Annotated in this window: 8 protein-coding genes; 7 read left to right on the plus strand and 1 reads right to left on the minus strand. The window is 42.2% G+C overall.

Features of this window, described 5'->3' with window-relative positions; translation table 11 throughout:
• Positions 1–118 precede the first annotated feature (118 nt).
• Both V7K44_RS32425 and V7K44_RS32430 read left to right on the plus strand, forming a co-directional pair.
• On the plus strand, positions 119–1,702 hold the full coding sequence (locus V7K44_RS32425) for a mechanosensitive ion channel family protein (RefSeq protein ID WP_334938094.1): 1,584 nt from the start codon (positions 119–121) through the stop codon (positions 1,700–1,702).
• A gap of 124 nt (positions 1,703–1,826) precedes the next feature.
• A complete protein-coding gene (locus V7K44_RS32430; RefSeq protein WP_334938096.1) occupies positions 1,827–3,485 on the plus strand; it encodes a mechanosensitive ion channel family protein in 1,659 nt (552 codons plus the stop codon).
• A 637-nt stretch (positions 3,486–4,122) separates the two neighbouring features.
• Here V7K44_RS32430 and V7K44_RS32435 read toward each other — a convergent pair.
• On the minus strand, positions 4,123–5,064 hold the full coding sequence (locus V7K44_RS32435; RefSeq protein ID WP_334938098.1) for an N-acetylmuramoyl-L-alanine amidase: 942 nt from the start codon (positions 5,062–5,064) through the stop codon (positions 4,123–4,125).
• Between the two features lie 747 nt (positions 5,065–5,811).
• On the opposite strand from V7K44_RS32435, the gene V7K44_RS32440 reads away from it, so the two are divergent.
• From V7K44_RS32440 to V7K44_RS32460, 5 genes are all read left to right on the plus strand, one after another.
• Entirely contained in the window at positions 5,812–6,021 is a 210-nt protein-coding gene (locus tag V7K44_RS32440) for a hypothetical protein (RefSeq protein ID WP_334938100.1), read from the plus strand.
• A 297-nt stretch (positions 6,022–6,318) separates the two neighbouring features.
• On the plus strand, positions 6,319–10,053 hold the full coding sequence (gene bchH, locus V7K44_RS32445) for a magnesium chelatase subunit H (RefSeq protein WP_334938102.1): 3,735 nt from the start codon (positions 6,319–6,321) through the stop codon (positions 10,051–10,053).
• Between the two features lie 536 nt (positions 10,054–10,589).
• The gene (locus tag V7K44_RS32450; protein ID WP_334938104.1) at positions 10,590–11,036 is read left to right on the plus strand and encodes a hypothetical protein; all 447 of its coding nucleotides are present in this window, start codon (positions 10,590–10,592) and stop codon (positions 11,034–11,036) included.
• Between the two features lie 620 nt (positions 11,037–11,656).
• The gene (locus V7K44_RS32455) at positions 11,657–14,515 is read left to right on the plus strand and encodes a HEAT repeat domain-containing protein (RefSeq protein WP_334938106.1); all 2,859 of its coding nucleotides are present in this window, start codon (positions 11,657–11,659) and stop codon (positions 14,513–14,515) included.
• A 589-nt stretch (positions 14,516–15,104) separates the two neighbouring features.
• Positions 15,105–21,746, plus strand: a complete 6,642-nt coding sequence (locus V7K44_RS32460; protein ID WP_334938108.1) for a HAMP domain-containing protein — start codon at positions 15,105–15,107, stop codon at positions 21,744–21,746.
• Positions 21,747–21,757: the final 11 nt, after the last annotated feature.

Consider the following 21,757-nt stretch of genomic DNA (forward strand, 5'->3'; position numbering starts at 1 on the left):
ATGGCTTGACAAGTTGTGATTATATGAAATAATAATCATCTATGTATTAAAAAACCCTTGATGATCTCAAGATATTTTGATATACAACTGTTAAATTCATTCAGTTTGATATTCATATATGAATGTATTAATTATTTTGGCTGAAGTCAGCCTGATAATCTTTGTTTTTGTATTACTAAACTGGTTTTTCAGCAAGTTATTCAAGCTATTTACTAAAACCTTTATACCTAAAAGCGATAATAGAAGTATCAAAACCCTCCGCCGAAATGTCACAGGGTTATTGTTACTTGCTTGCGTGGTGTCGTGCATTCTGATTGTGGGTGCTAATGGTTATCTAGTTTATCGGGGCGAAAACCTTCAACAATACACACTCTCGTTGATTGAGCGTATCCCATCAGGATTTTGGGTGACACTAGGAATTGGCATAGCTCAGAGTATTGGCACTTTGATTTTAGCGGCGATCGCCCTGAAATTTATCAAATATTGGCTGAAAGTAGCCAGCACTCGCGCCAAGAACTTAGAAAAAAATACTGCTGATGATGAAAGTATTGATGCTTTCTTTAAGGCCTTCTATGACAGAATCAGTGGTGGAATCTGGCTTTGGGCTATCATCTTATGTGCCCAGTTTCTCAAATTGCCAGCAACGATTTCGGAATATTTGTACATTGCGCTGCGAATCTATCTAATCATTGCCGTCGGCTTGCTTATACTCAAAGCAGTCGCTGCGATCGTTGATAGCCTAGACGCTCTCAGCATCAGATACTCCAATCCTGATAACCTGCTAAGATTCTACGATCGCCTGCGACACCTGATACCCTTTTTAAAGCGCTGCTTGGAATTTGTGATTTATGTCTGCATGGCAACATTGGTGATTCAACAGGTGCAGTTAATTGCCAACGTCGCAACTTTTGGCCCGCGAATGATCAAGATAATCGGTATCATCTTTATTAGTCGCGTGTTGTTTGAGGTCGTTTACTTACTTATTGAAGAGATGCTGTTCAAAGACCAGAATCTAACTGATATTCAAAGAAGTAGACGCCTGACGCTCGTTCCTCTGTTTCGTAGTTTCTTACAATACTTAATTTACTTTGGTGCTACAGTTTTCATTCTCTATGCCCTAAGTATCGATCCAACTCCCATACTTGCGGGTGCTGGTATTGTCGGCATTGCTGTAGGGTTAGGGGCACAAACACTAATTAATGATATTGTCTGCGGCTTCTTTATTCTGTTTGAAAACTACTATTTAGTAGGTGACTATATTGAAGCTGGAAAAGCCGAAGATAAAGTTGTCGAAGGTATTGTCGAGGCGATTGAACTCAGAACTACTCGTGTCAGACATCCTAATGGTCAATTGCAGATTATTCAGAATGGGAATGTTGGCTCAATTACTAATTACTCCAAACAGTATATCTTTGCAGTAGTAGAAGTTGGTGTGCCTTATGATTCCAACTTAGCGCACGTGTACAAAGTCATTGAGGAGGTGGGACAGCAGTTAAAAGCAGACGATCCAGATGTACTCGAAGGCACACAGGTGGATGGAGTCGAAAGTCTGGGAGAGTCTAATTTATTGCTGCGAACATTGACGAAAGTAAAGCCAGGAAAACATCTTCAGATTCAGCGCGTTCTTCGGAAGATTTTTACGAATGCACTGCTACGGGAAGGAATTGTAATTCCCGTGCGCGCTGAAAGTGTAGAAGGTTAATTTGGCACTTTCTTTTAACAAGAAATAACTCAGGAGTCATTTAATTTGGGATTTTTCCTTCAATCAAAAATCCCAAATTGGCAGAGCAACTTATTTGAAATTGCAATAATTGAAACAGGCACTAATGAATTATACTCTCATCGCCCAAGTCGCAGAATCTGCATCAAAAGCTTCTGTTGTAGTACCAGCACCTCCGACTTTTCCAACGGCTGCGCAAATTAGCTCTTTCTTTTATACATTCGGTGCATCTATAGTTATTGTATTTGTACTCTATATATTACTTTTCTATCTACTGCGATCGTTTCTGCGCCGCACAGAAAAAGATACAGCCCTGTTTATCCTTGGAATCTTGCAAATCCCTGCGATCGCTATTTTTATCCTTGCTAGTCTAAAACTCTCTCTGACTCAACTCGGATCGGGGGTAATCATTAATTTGATCGATCGAGGACTCACGGCTTTCCTAATTCTTGGTTTCACTTACGGCATAACTTTATTGTTTACAGAAGCAGCAGTCTACTACTTAAAAGACTACGCCCGAAAAACTGAGGCTGTCTGGGATGATGTACTAATTCCACTCCTACAAAATTTTATCCCAGTCATCACTTACCTCATTGGCATATCTCTGTTTTTCAGCACCATTGGGGTTGATTTAACAGGAATTGGGTTAGCAATAGGTAGCATCACTGTAGTGTTGGGATTAGCAGTAAAAGATATTTTAAGCGATTTTTTCAGTGGGTTAGTTTTATTAGTTGATACACCCTTTAGATTTGGAGATGTTATCTCCATGCCAGATGGTTCAATTGCAATTATTAAACACATTGGCATCCGGGTGACAAAACTATATTTGATTAATGAGCATTGCGAGGTATATACACCAAACACGACTTTGGGAGGTCAAAATATAGTCAATCTCAGTCGTCCTACAACTCACTACGCTTATACTATTAAAGTGTCAGTTAGAGTTGATGCTGATGCAGTGGTAGCAACAAATATTCTCCAACAAATTATCCTCGGTCATCCAGACACATTAGGCGATCTTGATGAAAAAATTCAATATTTAGATAGTTTTGCTGCATTGACAGAAGCCGAAGATGATAAACTGTCAAAAAAAGAAGCAGGGCGGCTGCGATTATTAGTTGAAAAAGATGTGAACACGCAACTGCAAAAAGTTGAGCAAGCATTTGAAGATTTTGTTAGAGAAGTTAAAAAGTTAGAAAAGGGTGGATTGAATTCAGAGGAACTGAAAACTCTCCAGAAAAACTATCTAGAAATATTGAACATTGTAGGGCTGGTAGTTATCACAGAACGTAAGGGTAAACGTCTGCGATCGCGCCTAGAAGAACAAGAGCCGACTGAAAAACAAACTCTAATTGGCTTGATTCGCCAATGGTATCAAACTTGGTTAAAAGATCCTGATTTAGTAATTGAAGACCAACATCTTTTACCAGACGAATGGGAGCAAAAAATTGATCTTCTGAAAATAAAACTAAATAAATTATTTCAAAAGATTTCCAATCCTGGAGTAGATGAAACTAGACTAGATGACTATTCATTAAAATTTGTCGAATGGTTACATGATAGTTTTAAAGAGTCTAATACTGCCTGGAAAGAACCACAAGTTCAGCTAACTGATATCCAAGGCTCTGCTATGCAATTTTCTGTGCGTTTCTATGTTGATAATATTCAGTTAGAACACTGGCGACGTGGAAACCGTGTCCAAAATGAGGTACGTCGAGAGATGGTAAGGCGGTTAAGACAAGCCTATATCTACACACTAGGATAATTCAGTCAGTGAAACCAGAGAATAGCGATCGCTCGTGGATTACGCGATCGCTGTCTTATTAAAATCTCATCTTTAAACTCAGTTATAAAAAAACAAGGGTTTTGAATCATATTTTAGAATAAGTGATAACATAATAAATTTTAAAATTAGTAAAAACGTGCTGATTTATACAAAAAATCAGTAGTGATTGTTATAGGCTTGAAAAGTCCTTTACTTTTATACTTTTGGCGAAACTTCACCGCCAAAAAAGCATCAGAGCATAGGAAATTACCTGTTACCAAATGCGATTGATACTTAATCAAACGCAAACTTGGTTAAGTTAACAGATTCTTGTCAACACAATAGGTGATTTCCTACGCCCTGGTTATTTCTTGTAATTATTTTAGCTCAATGTCTTTAAGCGATATCAATGCTGTCTCAAAAGCTTTGGCAGTTTGTGCACTTGCCAAAGATGTTATGAACAAAATATGGTTGTAAGTTGCTAAAATTAGCACCTTCATTTATTGATTAGGCAAAACAGTTCTGTTAGCAGTAGCGTGGCGTTTAACCCGTTCCCAGTTCTGAGTAAAGATGTTAGATTCCCAACTTCTTTACTCAGCACTACTACCCCAGTCTTTAGTTTTTAGTCCCCATCAGCCTAACCAATTAATTTCTGCCAGCTAGCAGGGCCGATAATGCCATCGGCATCTAAACCATTTTGCTTTTGAAAGTTTTTAACTATAACCTCTGTTTGCGGCCCGTAGACGCCATCATTCTCAACACCTAAACGATATTGTAAGTATCTGACAACTGCACCACCGGCATGGTTTGGTCTGATAATTCGTTTCGCCAAAATTAGATTTATGGCATTCCATGTAGTTGCGTCAGCAATTCCAGTCGCCTGAACTCCGACAATAGTCTGAAATTTTTCTACGGCAGATTTTGTGCTAGCCCCCGTGAAGCCATCTTCCACTAAAGCCTTACCATCTTTATCGGTTATTTTTAGTCTATTTAAGGATTTTTGCAGTCTGAGAACAGTCGCATCTATATTCTCCTCTTCATCTGGTACAGGGTTAACAGGGGCACTTGGCACTTTACCAGTTAAGCCTTTGACAATTGCATTAGCCATTGCTTCAGGATTAAAAAGATTCATATCTTTTTGCGAATCGATAAAGCAACCTTCTATCAAGATAGCAGGCATATCTGTATTTTTCAGAACAAACAAGTGGGAACCACTCTTAACGCCACGATTAAAAAATCCTAACTTGATGATTTCATCTAATACAGGTTTAGCGATTTTTCTACCTGTATCGCTAGTTGCAAATACTTCTGTGCCGTTAGCTTGTCCGTTAAAGCAGTTAAAATGAATCGAGACGTAAATATCTACTTTACTGGCATTAGCTGTAGAACATCTTTTTGAAAGTGAGTCCCGGACTGTACTAGCACTACTTGGTCTACATACTACAACTTCATTTCCTAAAGCTCTTAACTTGGCTATAACTCTATTACCTACATCTAGAGTTAAATTATCCTCGAATTTAATACCTCTAGCTCCTGTATCTGGTGGACAATTGTGCCCGCTATCAATTCCGAATTTCATTAGTTCATCCTCAATTTACTTGTTTTTACACTAGTTCAAAACTCTTATAATTATATAATACAAAGTTTGGTTAATAACTTTGTGAAAATACTTGTTAGCAATGGCTGCATTATTTTCAGCATTCCTACACTATTAAACCAAATAAGTTTTTGTGCGAACCTGAGCAGCAACTTTTATTTGGTAAAATCCACTAATTAAAAGCCATATTGCAACCAAAAACACAACTATTATAAGTTATCAGTATCGAGAATAACCAGTAAATTTTCCCAATAAATTGAAATCTAGCAATTGCCTCCATTATTTAGATAATAACGCTTTATAAAAGTGGAAAGCCATGACAAATGTACTTAGTTAGATGCCCAAATCCCTAAACCGAACACACCCCCTGATGTGAACCTGGGTTTATAAGGTCGTAACCTCTTGACAGACTCTACCCTTGGCTTCATGTTAACCCTGAGCAGCTTAACACATAATACTTTACAGTATTAATGAATACGCGTTCGCCCTTGGCGTTGGCGGAGCCATCGCTTCTAAACACCTGTGCGAGATTTATCAGATAAACTGCTCAAGAAACGAGGCTCAACATGGGATCTTTAAATTTTGTGAAGCTACTAGAGAATTCCATCTAATGAACCCGGCTGAGGGTGGACTCTTTGTTTTATAGGGGAAGATCAATCTAACAAACTTGCAGAACTCACGCAAGAATTGAGAGGAGAATTTTCTGCAATAGGCGATGGGAAAGAGATTTTGTCGGGTTTTTCCTATTGGGGAATCGGCCCAATCATCGCCTGGGATCGTGCCTGTAACGATCGCTTCTATCTCGTGATGAAAGAAAGTATAGAGTCTTTTAGATATCGATGGCATCAAATTCATTCTAATAATATCAAAGATCAGAAATATCATTATGTAAGTTTAGTTGTCGGCACCAGTGAAAAAGACCAACATATTTTAAGTTGATGTTAATCAGTTTAATCGGAGATTAGATATTACCGAGTTGCGTACATTCACAAACTTGTCACCACAAGAAATCCGTTCGCTATATGAAATGCTACAAGAATCGAAAGAGTTCAGTAATGTACTTAATTTGACCCAACCACAACTTTTTTGAAATCAAAATATCCAAAAGGTAATGGTGATAGTGAAGTTCTAACTCCTTCAAGGAACTACTGACTGGAATCTGTGGGTAGATATTTAACAATCAGCCTGAAAGCACGTTTAAAATTTAAGTAAAGAAATATTTCGTAGCTTACAGGCATGAAACGCATCGTCTTGATTGCTGGGTTTGAATCATTCAACGCTGACTTGTACAGAAAAGCAGCCTTTTTGGCTAACTCTCGCTGTCCTGAGTTGGATATTCGGGTATTTAGCGATCGCGATCTTACCAGTCAACGTGCCGAAGTAGAAGCAGCACTGCGTGACGCTGATGTGTTTTTCGGTAGCCTACTATTTGATTATGACCAAGTTGTGTGGTTGCGCGATCGCATTGCCCAAATTCCCATCCGCCTAATCTTTGAGTCAGCCTTGGAATTGATGAGTTTAACCAAGTTGGGTGACTTTGCCATTGGCGACAAACCCAAAGGAATGCCCAAACCAGTTAAATTCATCCTGGACAAATTTAGCAACGGACGAGAAGAAGACAAACTCGCTGGTTACATCAGCTTCTTAAAAATTGGCCCCAAACTACTGAAATATGTCCCAGTGCAAAAAGTCCAAGACTTACGCAACTGGTTAATTATCTATGGTTACTGGAATGCTGGCGGCCCAGAAAACGTCGCTTCATTATTCTGGACACTAGCAGAAAAATATTTAAATTTAAAAGTCGGCGACATTCCCCCGTTAATCGAAACCCCCAACATCGGATTACTCCACCCCGACTATCAAGGGTTTTTTGAATCACCCCACGACTATTTAGAATGGCATAAAACCCATTGTAGAGACGCGATTCATCGCGTCTATTGCGAAGACGCGATGAATCGCGTCTCTACAAAACCGATTGTAGGAATTCTCCTTTACCGCAAACACGTCATCACCAAACAACCCTACATTCCCCAACTAATTCGCAGTTTTGAAAAAGCCGGCTTAACACCTTTACCCATCTTCATCAACGGCGTAGAAGGACACGTGGCGGTACGAGATTTAATGACAACCAACTATGAAATTCAGCAACGACAACTAGGCAATATAGAAACTCCCTCACTATCAAGTGAAGCAGTTAAAGTAGATGCGATCGTTTCCACAATTGGCTTTCCTCTGGTGGGTGGCCCAGCTGGTTCAATGGAAGCTGGCCGTCAAATAGAAGTTGCAAAACGCATCCTTACTGCCAAAAATGTACCTTATATTGTTGCTGCACCATTATTAATTCAAGATATTTCCTCGTGGACGCGTCAAGGTATCGGAGGATTGCAAAGTGTAGTGTTGTACGCCTTACCAGAATTGGATGGGGCTATTGATACCGTTCCCCTCGGTGGTTTGGTGGGCGAAAATATTTATCTGGTTCCCGAACGAGTGGAGCGATTAATTGGTAGGGTAAAAAGTTGGGTGGCTTTGCGGCAAAAACCTGCATCGGAACGCAAAATTGCCATCATATTATATGGATTTCCTCCAGGTTATGGTGCTGTGGGAACAGCTGCATTATTAAATGTACCGCGTAGTTTGCTGAAGTTTCTCCACGCACTTAAAGAACAAGGTTATACCGTTGGAGATTTACCAGAAGATGGGGAAGAATTGATTCGCTGGGTGAAAGAGGCAGATGAATCTAATCCTCTTGTGGGGTGGGCATCTTGCCTGCCCCTAGACAATGGCAGGCAAGATGCCCACCCCACAAGTACTGTTAATGTTCGCACTCTAGAAAAATGGCTGGGATATTTGCAAACATCTCGTATCGAAAAACAATGGAAATCTCTCACGGGAACTGGAATTAAAACTTATGGTGATGAATTCCAGATTGGCGGCGTGCAATTAGGCAACGTATGGATAGGTGTACAACCACCTTTGGGGATACAAGGCGACCCGATGCGTTTAATGTTTGAACGAGATTTAACGCCACATCCGCAATATGCTGCTTATTATAAATGGTTGCAAAATGAGTTTGAAGCTGATGCTTTAGTTCACTTTGGAATGCATGGAACAGTGGAATGGTTGCCTGGTTCTCCTTTGGGTAATACGGGTTATTCTTGGTCGGATATTCTGTTAGGAAATTTGCCTAATCTATATATATATGCGGCGAATAATCCGTCTGAATCGATGTTGGCGAAACGTCGCGGTTATGGTGTGTTGATTTCTCATAATGTACCGCCTTATGGTCGCGCAGGTTTGTATAAGGAATTGGTGGCGTTGCGCGATTTGATTTCGGAGTATCGGGAAGATCCACAAAAGAATTATGTGTTGAAGGAAGGGATTTGTAAGAAAATTGTAGATTCTGGGTTGGATGCTGATTGTCCGTTTGAGGATGCGAGGAAGCTGGGGATTGCGTTTACGCCGGAAAATGTGCGGATGTTTAGCGGTCATGCTTTTGATGATTATTTGGTGGAGTTGTATGAATATTTGCAGGTTTTAGAAAATCGGTTGTTTTCTTCTGGGTTGCATACTTTGGGGGAAAAGCCGAATGAGGAGGAGTTGGGGTCTTATTTGGAGGCTTATTTTGGGGAGGAGGAAAGAATAAACGAAGAAAGAGAAGAAGAGGAAAGGTTAATAAGGGATTTGTTAATGCAATCTACGGATGAGTTAACGAATTTGTTAAGGGGTTTGAATGGGGAGTATATTCCGCCTGCGCCTGGGGGGGATTTGTTAAGGGATGGGGCTGGGGTTTTGCCAACTGGGAGGAATATTCATGCTTTAGATCCTTATCGGATGCCTTCACCTGCGGCGTATGAACGGGGACGAGAAATTGGTCAAAAAATTATTGCCCAGCATTTGGATGAATATGGGAAATATCCTGAAACGGTGGCGGTAATGCTTTGGGGATTGGATGCAATTAAAACTAAGGGTGAATCTTTGGGAATTCTGTTGGAATTGGTGGGGGCTGAACCTGTTAAGGAAGGAACTGGTAGAGTTGTTCGTTATGAATTAAAGCCGTTGGCTGAGGTTGGACATCCCCGCATTGATGTGTTGGGTAATTTATCTGGGATTTTTCGGGATAGTTTTGTAAATATCATTGAATTGTTGGATGATTTATTTCAACGGGCGGCTGATGCTGATGAACCGGACGATCGGAATTTTATTAGAAGACACGCTTTGGCTTTAAAAGCCCAAGGTATAGAAAATGCATCGGCGAGGTTGTTTTCTAATCCGGCGGGTGATTTTGGTTCTTTGGTGAACGATCGCGTGGTTGATGGTAACTGGGAATCTGGTGAGGAGTTGGGCAATACTTGGCAAAGTCGCAATGTATTCAGCTATGGGAGAGAAGATAAAGGTCAAGCTAGACCGGAAGTTTTGAATACTTTGTTAAAAACTAGCGATCGCATTGTTCAAGAAATCGATTCGGTAGAATATGGTTTAACTGATATTCAAGAATATTACGCTAATACTGGCGGTTTGAAAAAGGCAGCAGAAAAACAAGGCGGTAGGAAGGTTACAACCAGCTTTGTAGAAAGTTTCTCGAAGGATACTACACCCCGCAATTTAGATGATTTGCTGCGAATGGAGTATCGCACTAAATTGGTAAATCCCAAATGGGCGCAAGCAATGGCAAATCAAGGTTCTGGTGGTGCTTTTGAAATTTCTCAACGGATGACGGCGTTGATTGGTTGGGGTGGTACTGCCGATTTTACCGATGATTGGGTTTATGACCAAGCGGCTGATACTTATGCTTTAGATGCAGAGATGGCGGATAAATTGCGTAAGGCAAATCCTGAAGCTTTCCGCAATATTTTAGGGAGAATGTTGGAAGCGCATGGGCGGGGTTTCTGGGAAGCTGATGGTGATAAGTTGGATAAGTTGCGCCAGTTGTATGAGTTGACAGATGAAGAGTTGGAAGGTGTGACAGTTTAGAAGGTAGATGCGTTAAAAGTTCAAATCAAAATTATTGTAGAGACGGCGATTTATCGCGTCTTTGCTTAACGGAACCGTATTGAGAGCGATGTCTACGACGGGCTACGCCTACGCTATTACGCTTGAAGCTGTAAAAATTTAAACCTTTGCAGCTAAGATTACTTCATGTATAAGAAAGGCTTAAGTTTTTCTGGCAAATGTATAAGCCGTTGCTGCAAACGCTTAATACTTTGCAACAAATGCTTTTCCATGTATAAGAAAGGCTTAAGTTTTTCTTGCAAATATATAAGTCGTTGCTGCAATTGTTTAATGCTTTGCAACAAATGTTCTTCCATGTATAAGAAAGGCTTAAATCATTGCAGCAATTGTTGTAACGAAATTATGAATCTATTTAATACTGAAAATAAAATATAGTCTAAGTAAAATTAACTAAATTTTGAGAAATGTAATTGCAACTGATTTGCTATATTTTCCCATGACAATCAGAAATATTTTGGTATAAAACAGTACTAATAACCTAGTAGCAGAGATGCATTATGGCACGTCGTAAAAGAAATTCCACCGCTTTAGAACGAGCCGATCGCCGGATTGAAAGTTTGCAATCTATCAGTGTAGAACTTGACTTTGGCCAAGGATTGACTATACAAGCTTATACCATGACAATTAACGATCTCCGGTCTAAGCTTGCTGCCTACAACACTGCGTTATCTACCATTGACAAACTCACAGATGATGTGAATAATGCCGAAAAGGTTGTAATAGCGATGTCAGAACAAATGTTACTAGGAGTTGGCAGCCGTTACGGTAAAACCAGCCCAGAATACGAGATGGCGGGTGGTGCTAGACGAGGTAATACCAAGAAGAAGCAAAGCGTACTAGGCAATTCCCAAGTCACCAATTCTTTAGCAGCTGATTCTGTTAACGTTACTTCTGCAAATGGATCTATGAATGGGGTATCGGGTGCGGGTGCGATCGTCAGTTGAGTAAAATCCAATAGGGTTTAGTGTCAACTTAAGCTCAAACACTCAATTTAACTTGGTTTGAGATCCCCCAACCCCCTTAAAAAGGGGGCACTAGTTTTCACCTTTTTAAGGCTAGGGTGTGTATACACAAATCAAATTACCCCCCTTAATCCCCCCGATGCATTGGGGGAAGACCGGAAATCTATGTTCCCTCCCCTTTGCAAGGCTACGGTGTACACACAAGTCTTCTAGAGTTGCCTCATAGGCTTTTGATCCCCCCAACCCCCCTTAAAAAGGGGGGCAGAAGCCTGTCAAAGTCCCCCTTTTTAAGGGGGATTTAGGGGGATCTCCAAGGATTTTGAGTTTATACAGAGATGTGTGTACATCGTAGCTTTGCAAGGGAAGGGTTAGGGTGGGGGTAAAACCTTGGTTAATCAACTATTTCAGACTTGTGTATACAGCGTAGCCTTGCCAAGGGGGGTTAGGGAGGATCAAAAATCTAGGTAGTACATCGAAAAATTTTGAAATGAGCGCAGCCCGCCAATTACTTCCTTTGTAGGACGGACACCATAAAAACGATTGAGCGTTTTATTGTGTAGTATATAAAAGAGCGCTTAAAAGTCCTCGGTCAATTGACTACTATGGTTGCAGACCACAGCATAGATTTTCAAACGTATCTAGAATCACTGAGCGAGGATTGGCAATATTTATACACGCCAACTGATGCGCTCGACCGTCAAAGACTTGAACCCAAAAAATCGCGCAGACGCTTAGATTTGAGTTTGATGGTGCAAACAGTACCACAGCAACCAGAAGGTGAAGCACCAGACACAGAAAAAATTGAACGGTTGAATATCCTCGAAGGGTTACGGAAGTATGCACCCGTCCATGTATTGCTAGTAGGAAAACCGGGTTCAGGGAAATCTACAGCTTTAGAGCGTTTGTTGTGGGAAGAAGCTCAAAAAGGGAAACAAAGAAAACCAAATCAGAAAATTCCCGTGCTAGTGGAGTTAAGGCGCTACACAACTTCGGTGCTGGATTTAATTCGGGACTTTTTGACTAGCTATAACTTAAACCTAAACAGGACAGAGATTGAAAATCTACTGTTTACAGGGCAATTTTTGTTACTTGTAGACGGTTTGAATGAATTACCTAATGATGAAGCTAGACGAGATTTAGACGGATTTCGGCAGAAATACCACCGAGTCACGCCGATGATTTTTACTACGCGGTATTTGGGGGTGGGGGGTAATTTAGGTATTGAGAAAAAACTGGAAATGCAACCCCTTACAGAAGCGCAGATGCAGCATTTTGTCCGCGCCTATTCAGAGGTGGGTGATGAAATGCTGCGACAGTTGGCTGGACGCTTGCGAGAATTGGCGGAAACGCCGCTGTTCTTGTGGATGCTGTGTGAAGTATTCAATGATGCTAAACAAATTCCTACTAGTTTAGGTAAGTTCTTTCGTTGGTTCTCTGGAGAGTATTACAAACTCAAGGAAAATGTACCAATTGCTGAAGGGTTACGTAACTGGCTGCCTGAGTTATTGCAGCATCTAGCATTTGTAATGATGCAAGGCGACAATTCTATAGAGTTACGATTAACTATTTCTAAACAGCAAGCTAGAAATATTTTAGGAACATTTTTACAAAATCAAGTACCTTCTAGTGATGATTCTGCAAAACGCTGGCTAGAAAATTTGCTCAGGCATCAATTAATTCAGTTGCGAACAGATGACCAGATTGAATTTCGCCACCAGCTAATTCAGGAATACTACGCCGCAGAATGTCTACTCTTACAGCTTAACAAGATTGGTGATGAAAAGCTGAAAAAAGATTATCTGAATTATTTGAAGTGGACAGAACCGGTAGCGTTGATGTTGGGGTTATTGGCTGATAAAAGACAGGCTTTACGAGTGGTGAAGTTAGCTTTAGATGTGGATTTGAATTTAGCGGCAAGGTTGGTAGGAGAGGTAAAACGGGAGTATCAAAAAGAAATAGTCGATTTAATTTTAGAGTTAAACATTCATAATTTACTTAAAGTTGAGTTTTTGGGTATCAGTCCCTCTGAATATGCTGTTACTTTTTTAAGTAATTCGTTGCAGGATGAAGATTTCTATGTTCGTATGAGAGCCGCAGATGCGTTAGGAAAAATCGGCAACCAAGAAGGGGTATCTGCCTTAATTAAAGCTTTGCAGGATGAAGATTCCGATGTTCGTATGAGAGCCGCAGAGGCGTTAGGAAAAATCGGCAACCAAGAAGCGGTATCTGCCTTAATTAAAGCTTTGCAGGATGAATATTCCGATGTTCGTATGAGAGCCGCAGAGGCGTTAGGAAAAATCGGCAACCAAGAAGGGGTATCTGCCTTAATTAAAGCTTTGCAGGATGAATATTCCGATGTTCGTATGAGAGCCGCAGATGCGTTAGGAAAAATCGGCAACCAAGAAGGGGTATCTGCCTTAATTAAAGCTTTGCAGGATGAATATTCCGATGTTCGTATGAGAGCCGCAGATGCGTTAGGAGAAATCGGCAACCAAGAAGCTGTATCTGCCTTAATTAATGCTTTGCAGCATGAAGATTCCGATGTTCGTATGAGAGCCGCAGATACGTTAGGAGAAATCGGCAACCAAGAAGCTATATCTGCCTTAATTAAATTTTTGCAGGATGAAGATTCCGATGTTCGTATGATAGCCGCATTTGCGTTAGGAAAAATCGGCAACCAAGAAGCGGTATCTGCCTTAATTAATGCTTTGCAGCATGAAGATTCTGATGTTCGTATGATAGCCGCATTTGCGTTAGGAAAAATCGGCAACCAAGAAGCGGTATCTGCCTTAATTAATGCTTTGCAGGATGAAGATTCTGATGTTCGTATGATAGCCGCATTTGCGTTAGGAGAAATTGCTGGCTCTGAAGTTTTGCATTATATCTGGGAGTTACAATTAAAAACTCCGTCAGAAGATAAAAGCGACGCAATTTCTAAAATTCAAGATCGGTGCAAATTTTATAACCATGAAGTTTGTTATTCTGTCTTGAATGAGGAAACAAACAACGCCGAGCTTTCAACTAGTTTTCCAAACACATTTAATCAAACATTTATAATTATGTCAAAAACTCGTAAAAATGATTTTACAGGTGCTACCTTTAGCAACATCACAGGCAGTGTTACAGGAAATATCCAAGGTGATAACATTGGCACTCAAAACAATTACCCGTCTACACAAGATATTGCTAATTTAGAAACTGTGCTTGAGCAGTTGCTTGAGAAAATGGAGCAGGATAAACCGACTGTAATCGATGCTCAACCTATTGTTGCTCAAGCTGTTGAGAGTCATCCAGTACTTAAAAATAGGCAAGCGATTGAGCAAGTAATCAAAAATAATCCAACGCTTAAAGTACGTTTGCAAAGAGCAGTGACAGCAGCAGGTATTGAAACTATAAAGATTTTGTTTGCTCCTGCTGGGATTCCGATTGAAGCGATTAGGGCTTGGAATGAACCTATCTAGATGTGCCTTCTTAGAGAATGTTTGAAAAGTCCTTTTGTCGGTATCAAAAGTTCTAGATCCCCCTAAATCCCCCGATCAATTGGGGGACTTTGATTCCGGTTCCCCCCTTTTTAAGGGGGGTTAGGGGGGATCAGTAAGTGTCTAAAATCACAGCTAACTACTTTTCAAACAACCTCTTGGAGTTGCCGGATATTTCTGACTTTAGCAAACCTCAGTTATCAGTTAAGATTTCTTGATTTGCTGGTTTCGTCAAATTCCAAAAATCATAAAATGTAATGTTAATTGTCATTGTGTGTTTGACTGTGCGATCGCTTACTCGCTTAAGTTAGGCATCGCCGATAATTGATGTTCCACAACAGAGTCCGAGTAGCTATCATTAGCTAAGTGGGACGCCAGATACATCTACGGCAATACCATGTAGTTAGCAGTTTTTGTTAACTGCTTACACTCGCACCCATAAAAATTAGTTTGATCCACTTTTTATTCCCTGCTCTCTATTTTGATACGCATTGGCTAAAAGTACTCTAAGTAGGTACGGGGTGCAAAAAATACAAAAAACTCTTTAAGAATCAAGATTAAGGATAAGGCTATGGCAACCGAACAGTTAACTAGAGACAGCGACAATCTAGATTTAAATCACCTACTAAGAACGCTGAATGCTGTTAAACAGGGTGATTTCTCTGCTCGGATGCCCGTAGACCATACTGGTGTAGCTGGTAAAATAGCTGATACGCTCAATGATATTATTGACCAGAACGAGCGGATGGCGGCAGAACTACAACGGATTGGTAACGTTGTCGGCAAAGAAGGCAAAATTGCTGAACGCGCCTCTCTCGGTGATGTTCGTGGTTCTTGGTCAGATTGTGTTACTTCTGTCAATACTCTGATTACAGATTTAGTTCAACCAACAGCTGAAACTACTCGTGTAATTCGATCGGTTGCCAATGGTGACTTATCGCAAACGATCGCAACAGAAATTGAAGGCAGACCTCTGCAAGGTGAGTTTCTCCAAACTGCTAATATCGTTAACACGATGGTAGATCGCCTTGGTTCTTTTGCATCGGAAGTAACGCGGGTGGCGCGGGAAGTGGGAACCGAAGGTAAGTTGGGCGTTCAAGCCGAAGTGCAAGGTGTGGCTGGCACTTGGAAAGATTTGACTGATAACGTTAACTTGATGGCGGGTAATCTCACCGGACAAGTTCGCAACATTGCCGAAGTTGCAACTGCGATCGCAAATGGTGACTTATCCAAAAAAATCACTGTTAATGTCAAAGGCGAAATTCTGGAACTAAAAAACACCGTCAACACGATGGTGGATCAACTGAATTCTTTTGCGAGTGAAGTGACGCGAGTTGCCCGTGAAGTGGGAACTGAAGGGAAGTTGGGCGTACAAGCAGAAGTTAAAGGAGTGGCAGGTACTTGGAAAGATTTGACTGACAACGTTAACTTGATGGCAGGAAATTTAACTGCACAAGTCCGTAACATTGCGGAAGTGACAACGGCGGTTGCAAATGGCGACTTATCCAAGAAAATTACTGTTGATGTCAAAGGCGAAATTTTAGAGTTGAAAAACACCGTCAACATCATGGTGGATCAACTTAATTCTTTTGCATCGGAAGTAACAAGAGTTGCGCGTGAGGTTGGTGCAGAAGGTAAATTAGGTGGTCAAGCAGAAGTGCGCGGGGTAGCGGGTACGTGGAAAGACCTTACCGACAGCGTGAATTTCATGGCGGGAAGCTTGACGGCACAGGTGCGGAATATTGCCGAAGTTACTACGGCGGTGGCAAATGGCGATTTATCTAAGAAAATCACTGTGGATGTGAAAGGCGAAATTCTGGAACTCAAGAATACCATCAACACAATGGTGGATCAGCTTAATTCCTTTGCATCAGAAGTAACAAGGGTTGCGCGGGAAGTGGGAACTGAAGGTAAGTTGGGCGTACAAGCAGAAGTCCGAGGAGTAGCGGGGACTTGGAAAGATTTAACTGATAACGTTAACTTAATGGCGGGTAATCTCACCGGACAGGTGCGAAATATTGCCGAAGTTGCGACTGCGATCGCAAATGGCGATCTATCTAAAAAAATCACCGTCGATGTTAGAGGTGAAATTTTTGAACTCAAGAATACCATCAATATAATGGTGGATCAACTCAGTTCCTTTGCAAGTGAAGTAACACGAGTTGCGCGTGAGGTGGGAAGTGAAGGTAAACTGGGTGTGCAAGCCGATGTGCGCGGCGTAGCTGGTACTTGGAAAGATTTAACTGATAGCGTAAACTTCATGGCGGGAAGTTTAACGGCACAGGTGCGGAATATTGCCGAAGTGACTACGGCGGTTGCAACAGGTGATTTATCCAAGAAAATCACTGTCGATGTCAAAGGTGAAATTCTGGAACTCAAAAACACCATTAACACAATGGTGGATCAACTCAATTCCTTTGCATCAGAAGTAACAAGGGTTGCGCGTGAGGTGGGAAGTGAGGGTAAATTGGGCGTGCAAGCAGAAGTGCGCGGTGTTGCTGGTACTTGGAAAGATTTAACTGACAGCGTGAACTTCATGGCGGGAAGTTTAACGGCGCAGGTGCGAAACATTGCCGAAGTAACTACCGCCGTTGCAACAGGCGACTTATCCAAGAAAATCACCGTTGATGTCAAAGGTGAAATTCTGGAGTTGAAAAATACCATTAATACAATGGTGGATCAACTTAGTTCCTTTGCAAGTGAAGTAACAAGGGTTGCCCGTGAGGTGGGAACTGAAGGTAAATTGGGCGTACAAGCAGAAGTTAAAGACGTTGCGGGGACTTGGAAAGATTTAACCGACAGCGTAAACTTCATGGCGGGAAGCTTAACGGCACAGGTGCGGAACATTGCCGAAGTGACAACTGCGATCGCAAATGGTGATTTATCGAAAAAAATCACTGTTGCTGTCAAAGGCGAAATTCTCGAACTCAAGAATACCATCAATATAATGGTGGATCAACTCAACTCCTTTGCAAGTGAAGTGACGCGGGTTGCGCGTGAGGTGGGAAGTGAGGGTAAACTTGGCGTACAAGCAGATGTGCGCGGCGTAGCTGGAACTTGGAAAGATTTAACTGACAGCGTGAACTTCATGGCGGGAAGTTTAACGGCACAGGTGCGAAACATTGCTACAGTGACCACGGCGGTGGCAAATGGCGACCTCTCTAAAAAAATCTCCGTTGATGTCAAAGGTGAAATATTGGAACTCAAAAACACCATTAACACAATGGTAGATCAACTCAATTCCTTTGCAAGTGAAGTGACGCGGGTGGCGCGGGAGGTAGGAACCGAAGGTAAATTGGGCGTACAAGCAGAAGTTAAAGGAGTGGCAGGTACTTGGAAAGACTTGACTGAAAGTGTAAACTTCATGGCGGGAAGCTTGACGGCACAAGTGCGAAACATTGCCGAAGTTACGACGGCGGTAGCAAACGGCGACCTTTCCAAGAAAATCACCGTCGATGTGAAAGGTGAAATTCAGGAACTTAAAAACACCATCAACACAATGGTGGATCAACTAAATTCTTTTGCATCAGAAGTTACCAGAGTTGCCCGTGAGGTGGGAACCGAAGGTAAATTGGGCGTGCAAGCTTACGTCAGAGGAGTTGCAGGAACTTGGAAAGATTTAACAGACAACGTTAATTCAATGGCGGGGAACCTCACCGGACAAGTTCGCAATATTGCGGAAGTTACCAAGGCGGTAGCTAATGGCGACTTATCTAAGAAAATTACTGTCGATGCCAAAGGCGAAATTTTGGATTTGAAGAACACCACCAACACAATGGTGGATCAACTCAGTTCCTTTGCAAGTGAAGTAACGCGGGTGGCGCGAGAAGTGGGAACTGAAGGGAAGTTAGGCGGACAAGCGCAAGTCCAAGGTGTTGCGGGGACTTGGAAAGATTTGACGGACAATGTTAACTCGATGGCGGGAAACCTCACAGCACAAGTACGCGGTATCGCCAGAGTTGTAACGGCAGTTGCTAACGGTGACTTGAAACGGAAATTGATGTTAGATGCCAAGGGAGAAATTGAAACTTTGGCAGAGACAATCAACGAGATGATTGACACTCTAGCGACGTTTGCCAATCAAGTAACCACAGTAGCGCGGGAAGTGGGAATTGAAGGGAAGTTAGGCGGACAAGCAAGAGTCCCTGGTGCGGCGGGAACTTGGAAAGATTTAACTGATAATGTGAACGAACTTGCTGCTACACTGACAACTCAGTTGCGAGCGATCGCAGAAGTTGCTACAGCTGTAACTAAAGGTGATTTAACTCGTTCAATTGCCGTCGAAGCATTAGGGGAAGTAGCAATACTCAAAGACAACATCAACCAGATGATTGCCAACCTGCGGGAGACAACGCAGAAAAACACCGAACAAGATTGGTTGAAAACTAACCTAGCCAAGTTTACCCGAATGCTCCAAGGGCAGCGAGACTTGGAAACCGTATCTAAACTCATTCTATCAGAACTAGCACCCTTGGTAGGAGCGCAACACGGCGTATTCTTCCTGATGGAATCTGGGGAACATACACCATATTTGAAACTAATCAGTAGCTACGCTTACCGCGAACGCAGACATCTAGCTAACCGCTTCCACTTGGGTGAAGGTTTGGTGGGACAATGCGCCTTAGAAAAAGAGCGAATACTGCTGACGGAAGTACCGAACGATTATGTCAAAATTTCCTCTGGTTTAGGAGAAGCCACGCCCCTGAATGCCGTGGTGTTACCCGTACTTTTTGAAGGACAGGTGACAGCAGTGATTGAATTAGCATCCTTCCGCCGCTTTAGCGAAATTCATCTGACATTCTTCGACCAGCTTACCGAAAGTATTGCGATCGTTCTCAACACGATCGCAGCATCGATGCGAACTGAAGAATTACTCAAACAATCGCAATCTTTAGCTGAAGAACTCCAAACCCAGCAAAGTGAACTCCGCGAAACCAACAAGCGCTTAGAACAACAAGCCCAATCACTCAAAACTTCCGAGGATTTACTCAAAGGACAGCAAGAGGAACTGCAACAAACCAACGCCGAATTAGAAGAAAAGGCAGAGTTGTTGGCGATGCAGAAGCAAGAAGTCGAGCGCAAAAATCGCGAAATTGAACAAGCAAGACTATCTTTAGAAGATAAAGCTGAACAACTCGCCCTCTCCTCAAAATACAAATCAGAATTTCTCGCCAATATGTCCCACGAACTGCGGACACCGCTGAATAGCTTGTTGATTTTGGCGAAATTGTTGACAGATAATATCGATCAAAATCTTACCAGCAAGCAAGTCGAATACAGCCAGACAATTTATTCAGCCGGTACTGATTTGTTGACGTTAATCAATGACATTCTGGATCTCGCTAAAATTGAATCTGGAACCATGTCCATTGACATGACTCAAATGCCATTGGCAGAGTTGGGCGAGCAGATTGAGCGCACCTTCCGGCAAATCGCTCAGAGTAAAGGATTGGCTTTCGCAATTGAATTGACTCCCGAATTGCCACCCACTATCTATACAGATGTCAAACGCTTACAACAGGTGTTGAAAAATCTCCTCTCCAACGCTTTTAAATTTACAGAGCAAGGGGAGGTACGCTTACGGATTGCGGTAGCCAAGCTAGGGTGGAGCAACGACAACGAAACCTTAAATTGTGCCCAGCTTGTAATTGCCTTCTCAGTCAGCGATACAGGCATTGGTATTGCCCCTGAAAAACAGAAAGTGATTTTTGAAGCATTCCAGCAAGCCGATGGCTCTACCAGTCGCAGATACGGCGGCACCGGATTGGGCTTATCAATTAGCCGCGAAATCGCCCGTCTCTTCGGCGGCGAAATTAAACTAATCAGTCAACCCGGTGAAGGTAGCACTTTTACATTCTACTTACCACAATTGAGTGCTGAGTTCCGAGCGCTGAGTCCTGAGTCTAGATCGACACTCCTCACTCCCCACTCCCCACGGGCTGAACGCCCCGCTACCCCTAACAGCACTCAGCACGGGCTGAACCTTAGCTATCCGCTAACAGCACTCATAACTGACGATCGCACGACTATAGAAAGAGGCGATCGCGTCTTACTAATTGTTGAAGATGACGTTAATTTTGCGCGTATCCTTCTAGATATGGCGCAACAACAAGGATTCAAGGTGATAGCTGCCCAAACTGGTAGTACAGGTTTGATGTTAGCGCAGCAATTCCTACCTTCAGCCATTTTGCTAGATATCCGGTTGCCAGAAATGGATGGTTGGACGGTATTGGATCGTCTCAAACATGACCCAAATACCCGCCACATTCCCGTACATATCATGACTGTTGAGGAAGGAAAACAGCGCGGTTTGCAACTAGGTGCGATCGCATATCTGCAAAAGCCCTTAACCAGCGAGACAATATCCGAGGCGTTAACCAAAATTAAAGGTTTTGTCGAGCGCCAGGTGAAAAATTTATTGGTAGTCGAAGATGACGACACTCAACGGCTGAGTATTGTTGAGTTGATTGGTAACAGCGATGTTTCGACCACTGCTGTGGCTAACGGTGCAGAAGCCCTAGAAGCTATTCGCGCCCAGCATTTTGATTGCCTCGTTCTCGATTTAGGGCTACCCGACATGACCGGGTTTGAACTAATTGAGCAGATAAAGCTTCTACCTAACGGCAAAACTTTGCCAATTATTGTCTACACAGGTAGAGAAATTAGCAAAGCTCAAGAAACAGAACTCAGACGGATTGCCGAGACAATCATTATTAAAGATGTGCGATCGCCCGAACGTCTCCTCGATGAAACAGCATTATTTTTACACCGAGTCCAAGCAAATTTACCCGCACCTAAGCGCCAAATACTCGAACAACTCCATTCACAAGACTACTTACTCACTGGCAAAAAAGCGCTAATTGTAGACGACGATATGCGTAATATCTTCGCGCTGACAAGTATGCTGGAGCGTTATCAAATCCAAGTTGTATATGCTGAAAATGGCAGAGAGGGAATTGCCTTGTTAGAAAATACACCAGATATTGATGTGGTTTTGATGGACGTAATGATGCCAGAAATGGATGGTTACGAAACAACACGCACGATCCGCCAAAACGAGCGATTTAAGTCTTTGCCGATTATTGCACTGACCGCTAAAGCTATGCAAGGCGATCGCGAGAAGTGTATTGAAGCCGGCGCATCAGACTACATTACTAAACCCGTAGATACCGAGCAATTGCTTTCACTGTTGCGTGTTTGGCTATATCGTTAACGGCATCAACA

It is taken from the genome of Nostoc sp. (assembly GCF_036917235.1).
Classification (GTDB): Bacteria; Cyanobacteriota; Cyanobacteriia; order Cyanobacteriales; family Nostocaceae; genus Nostoc.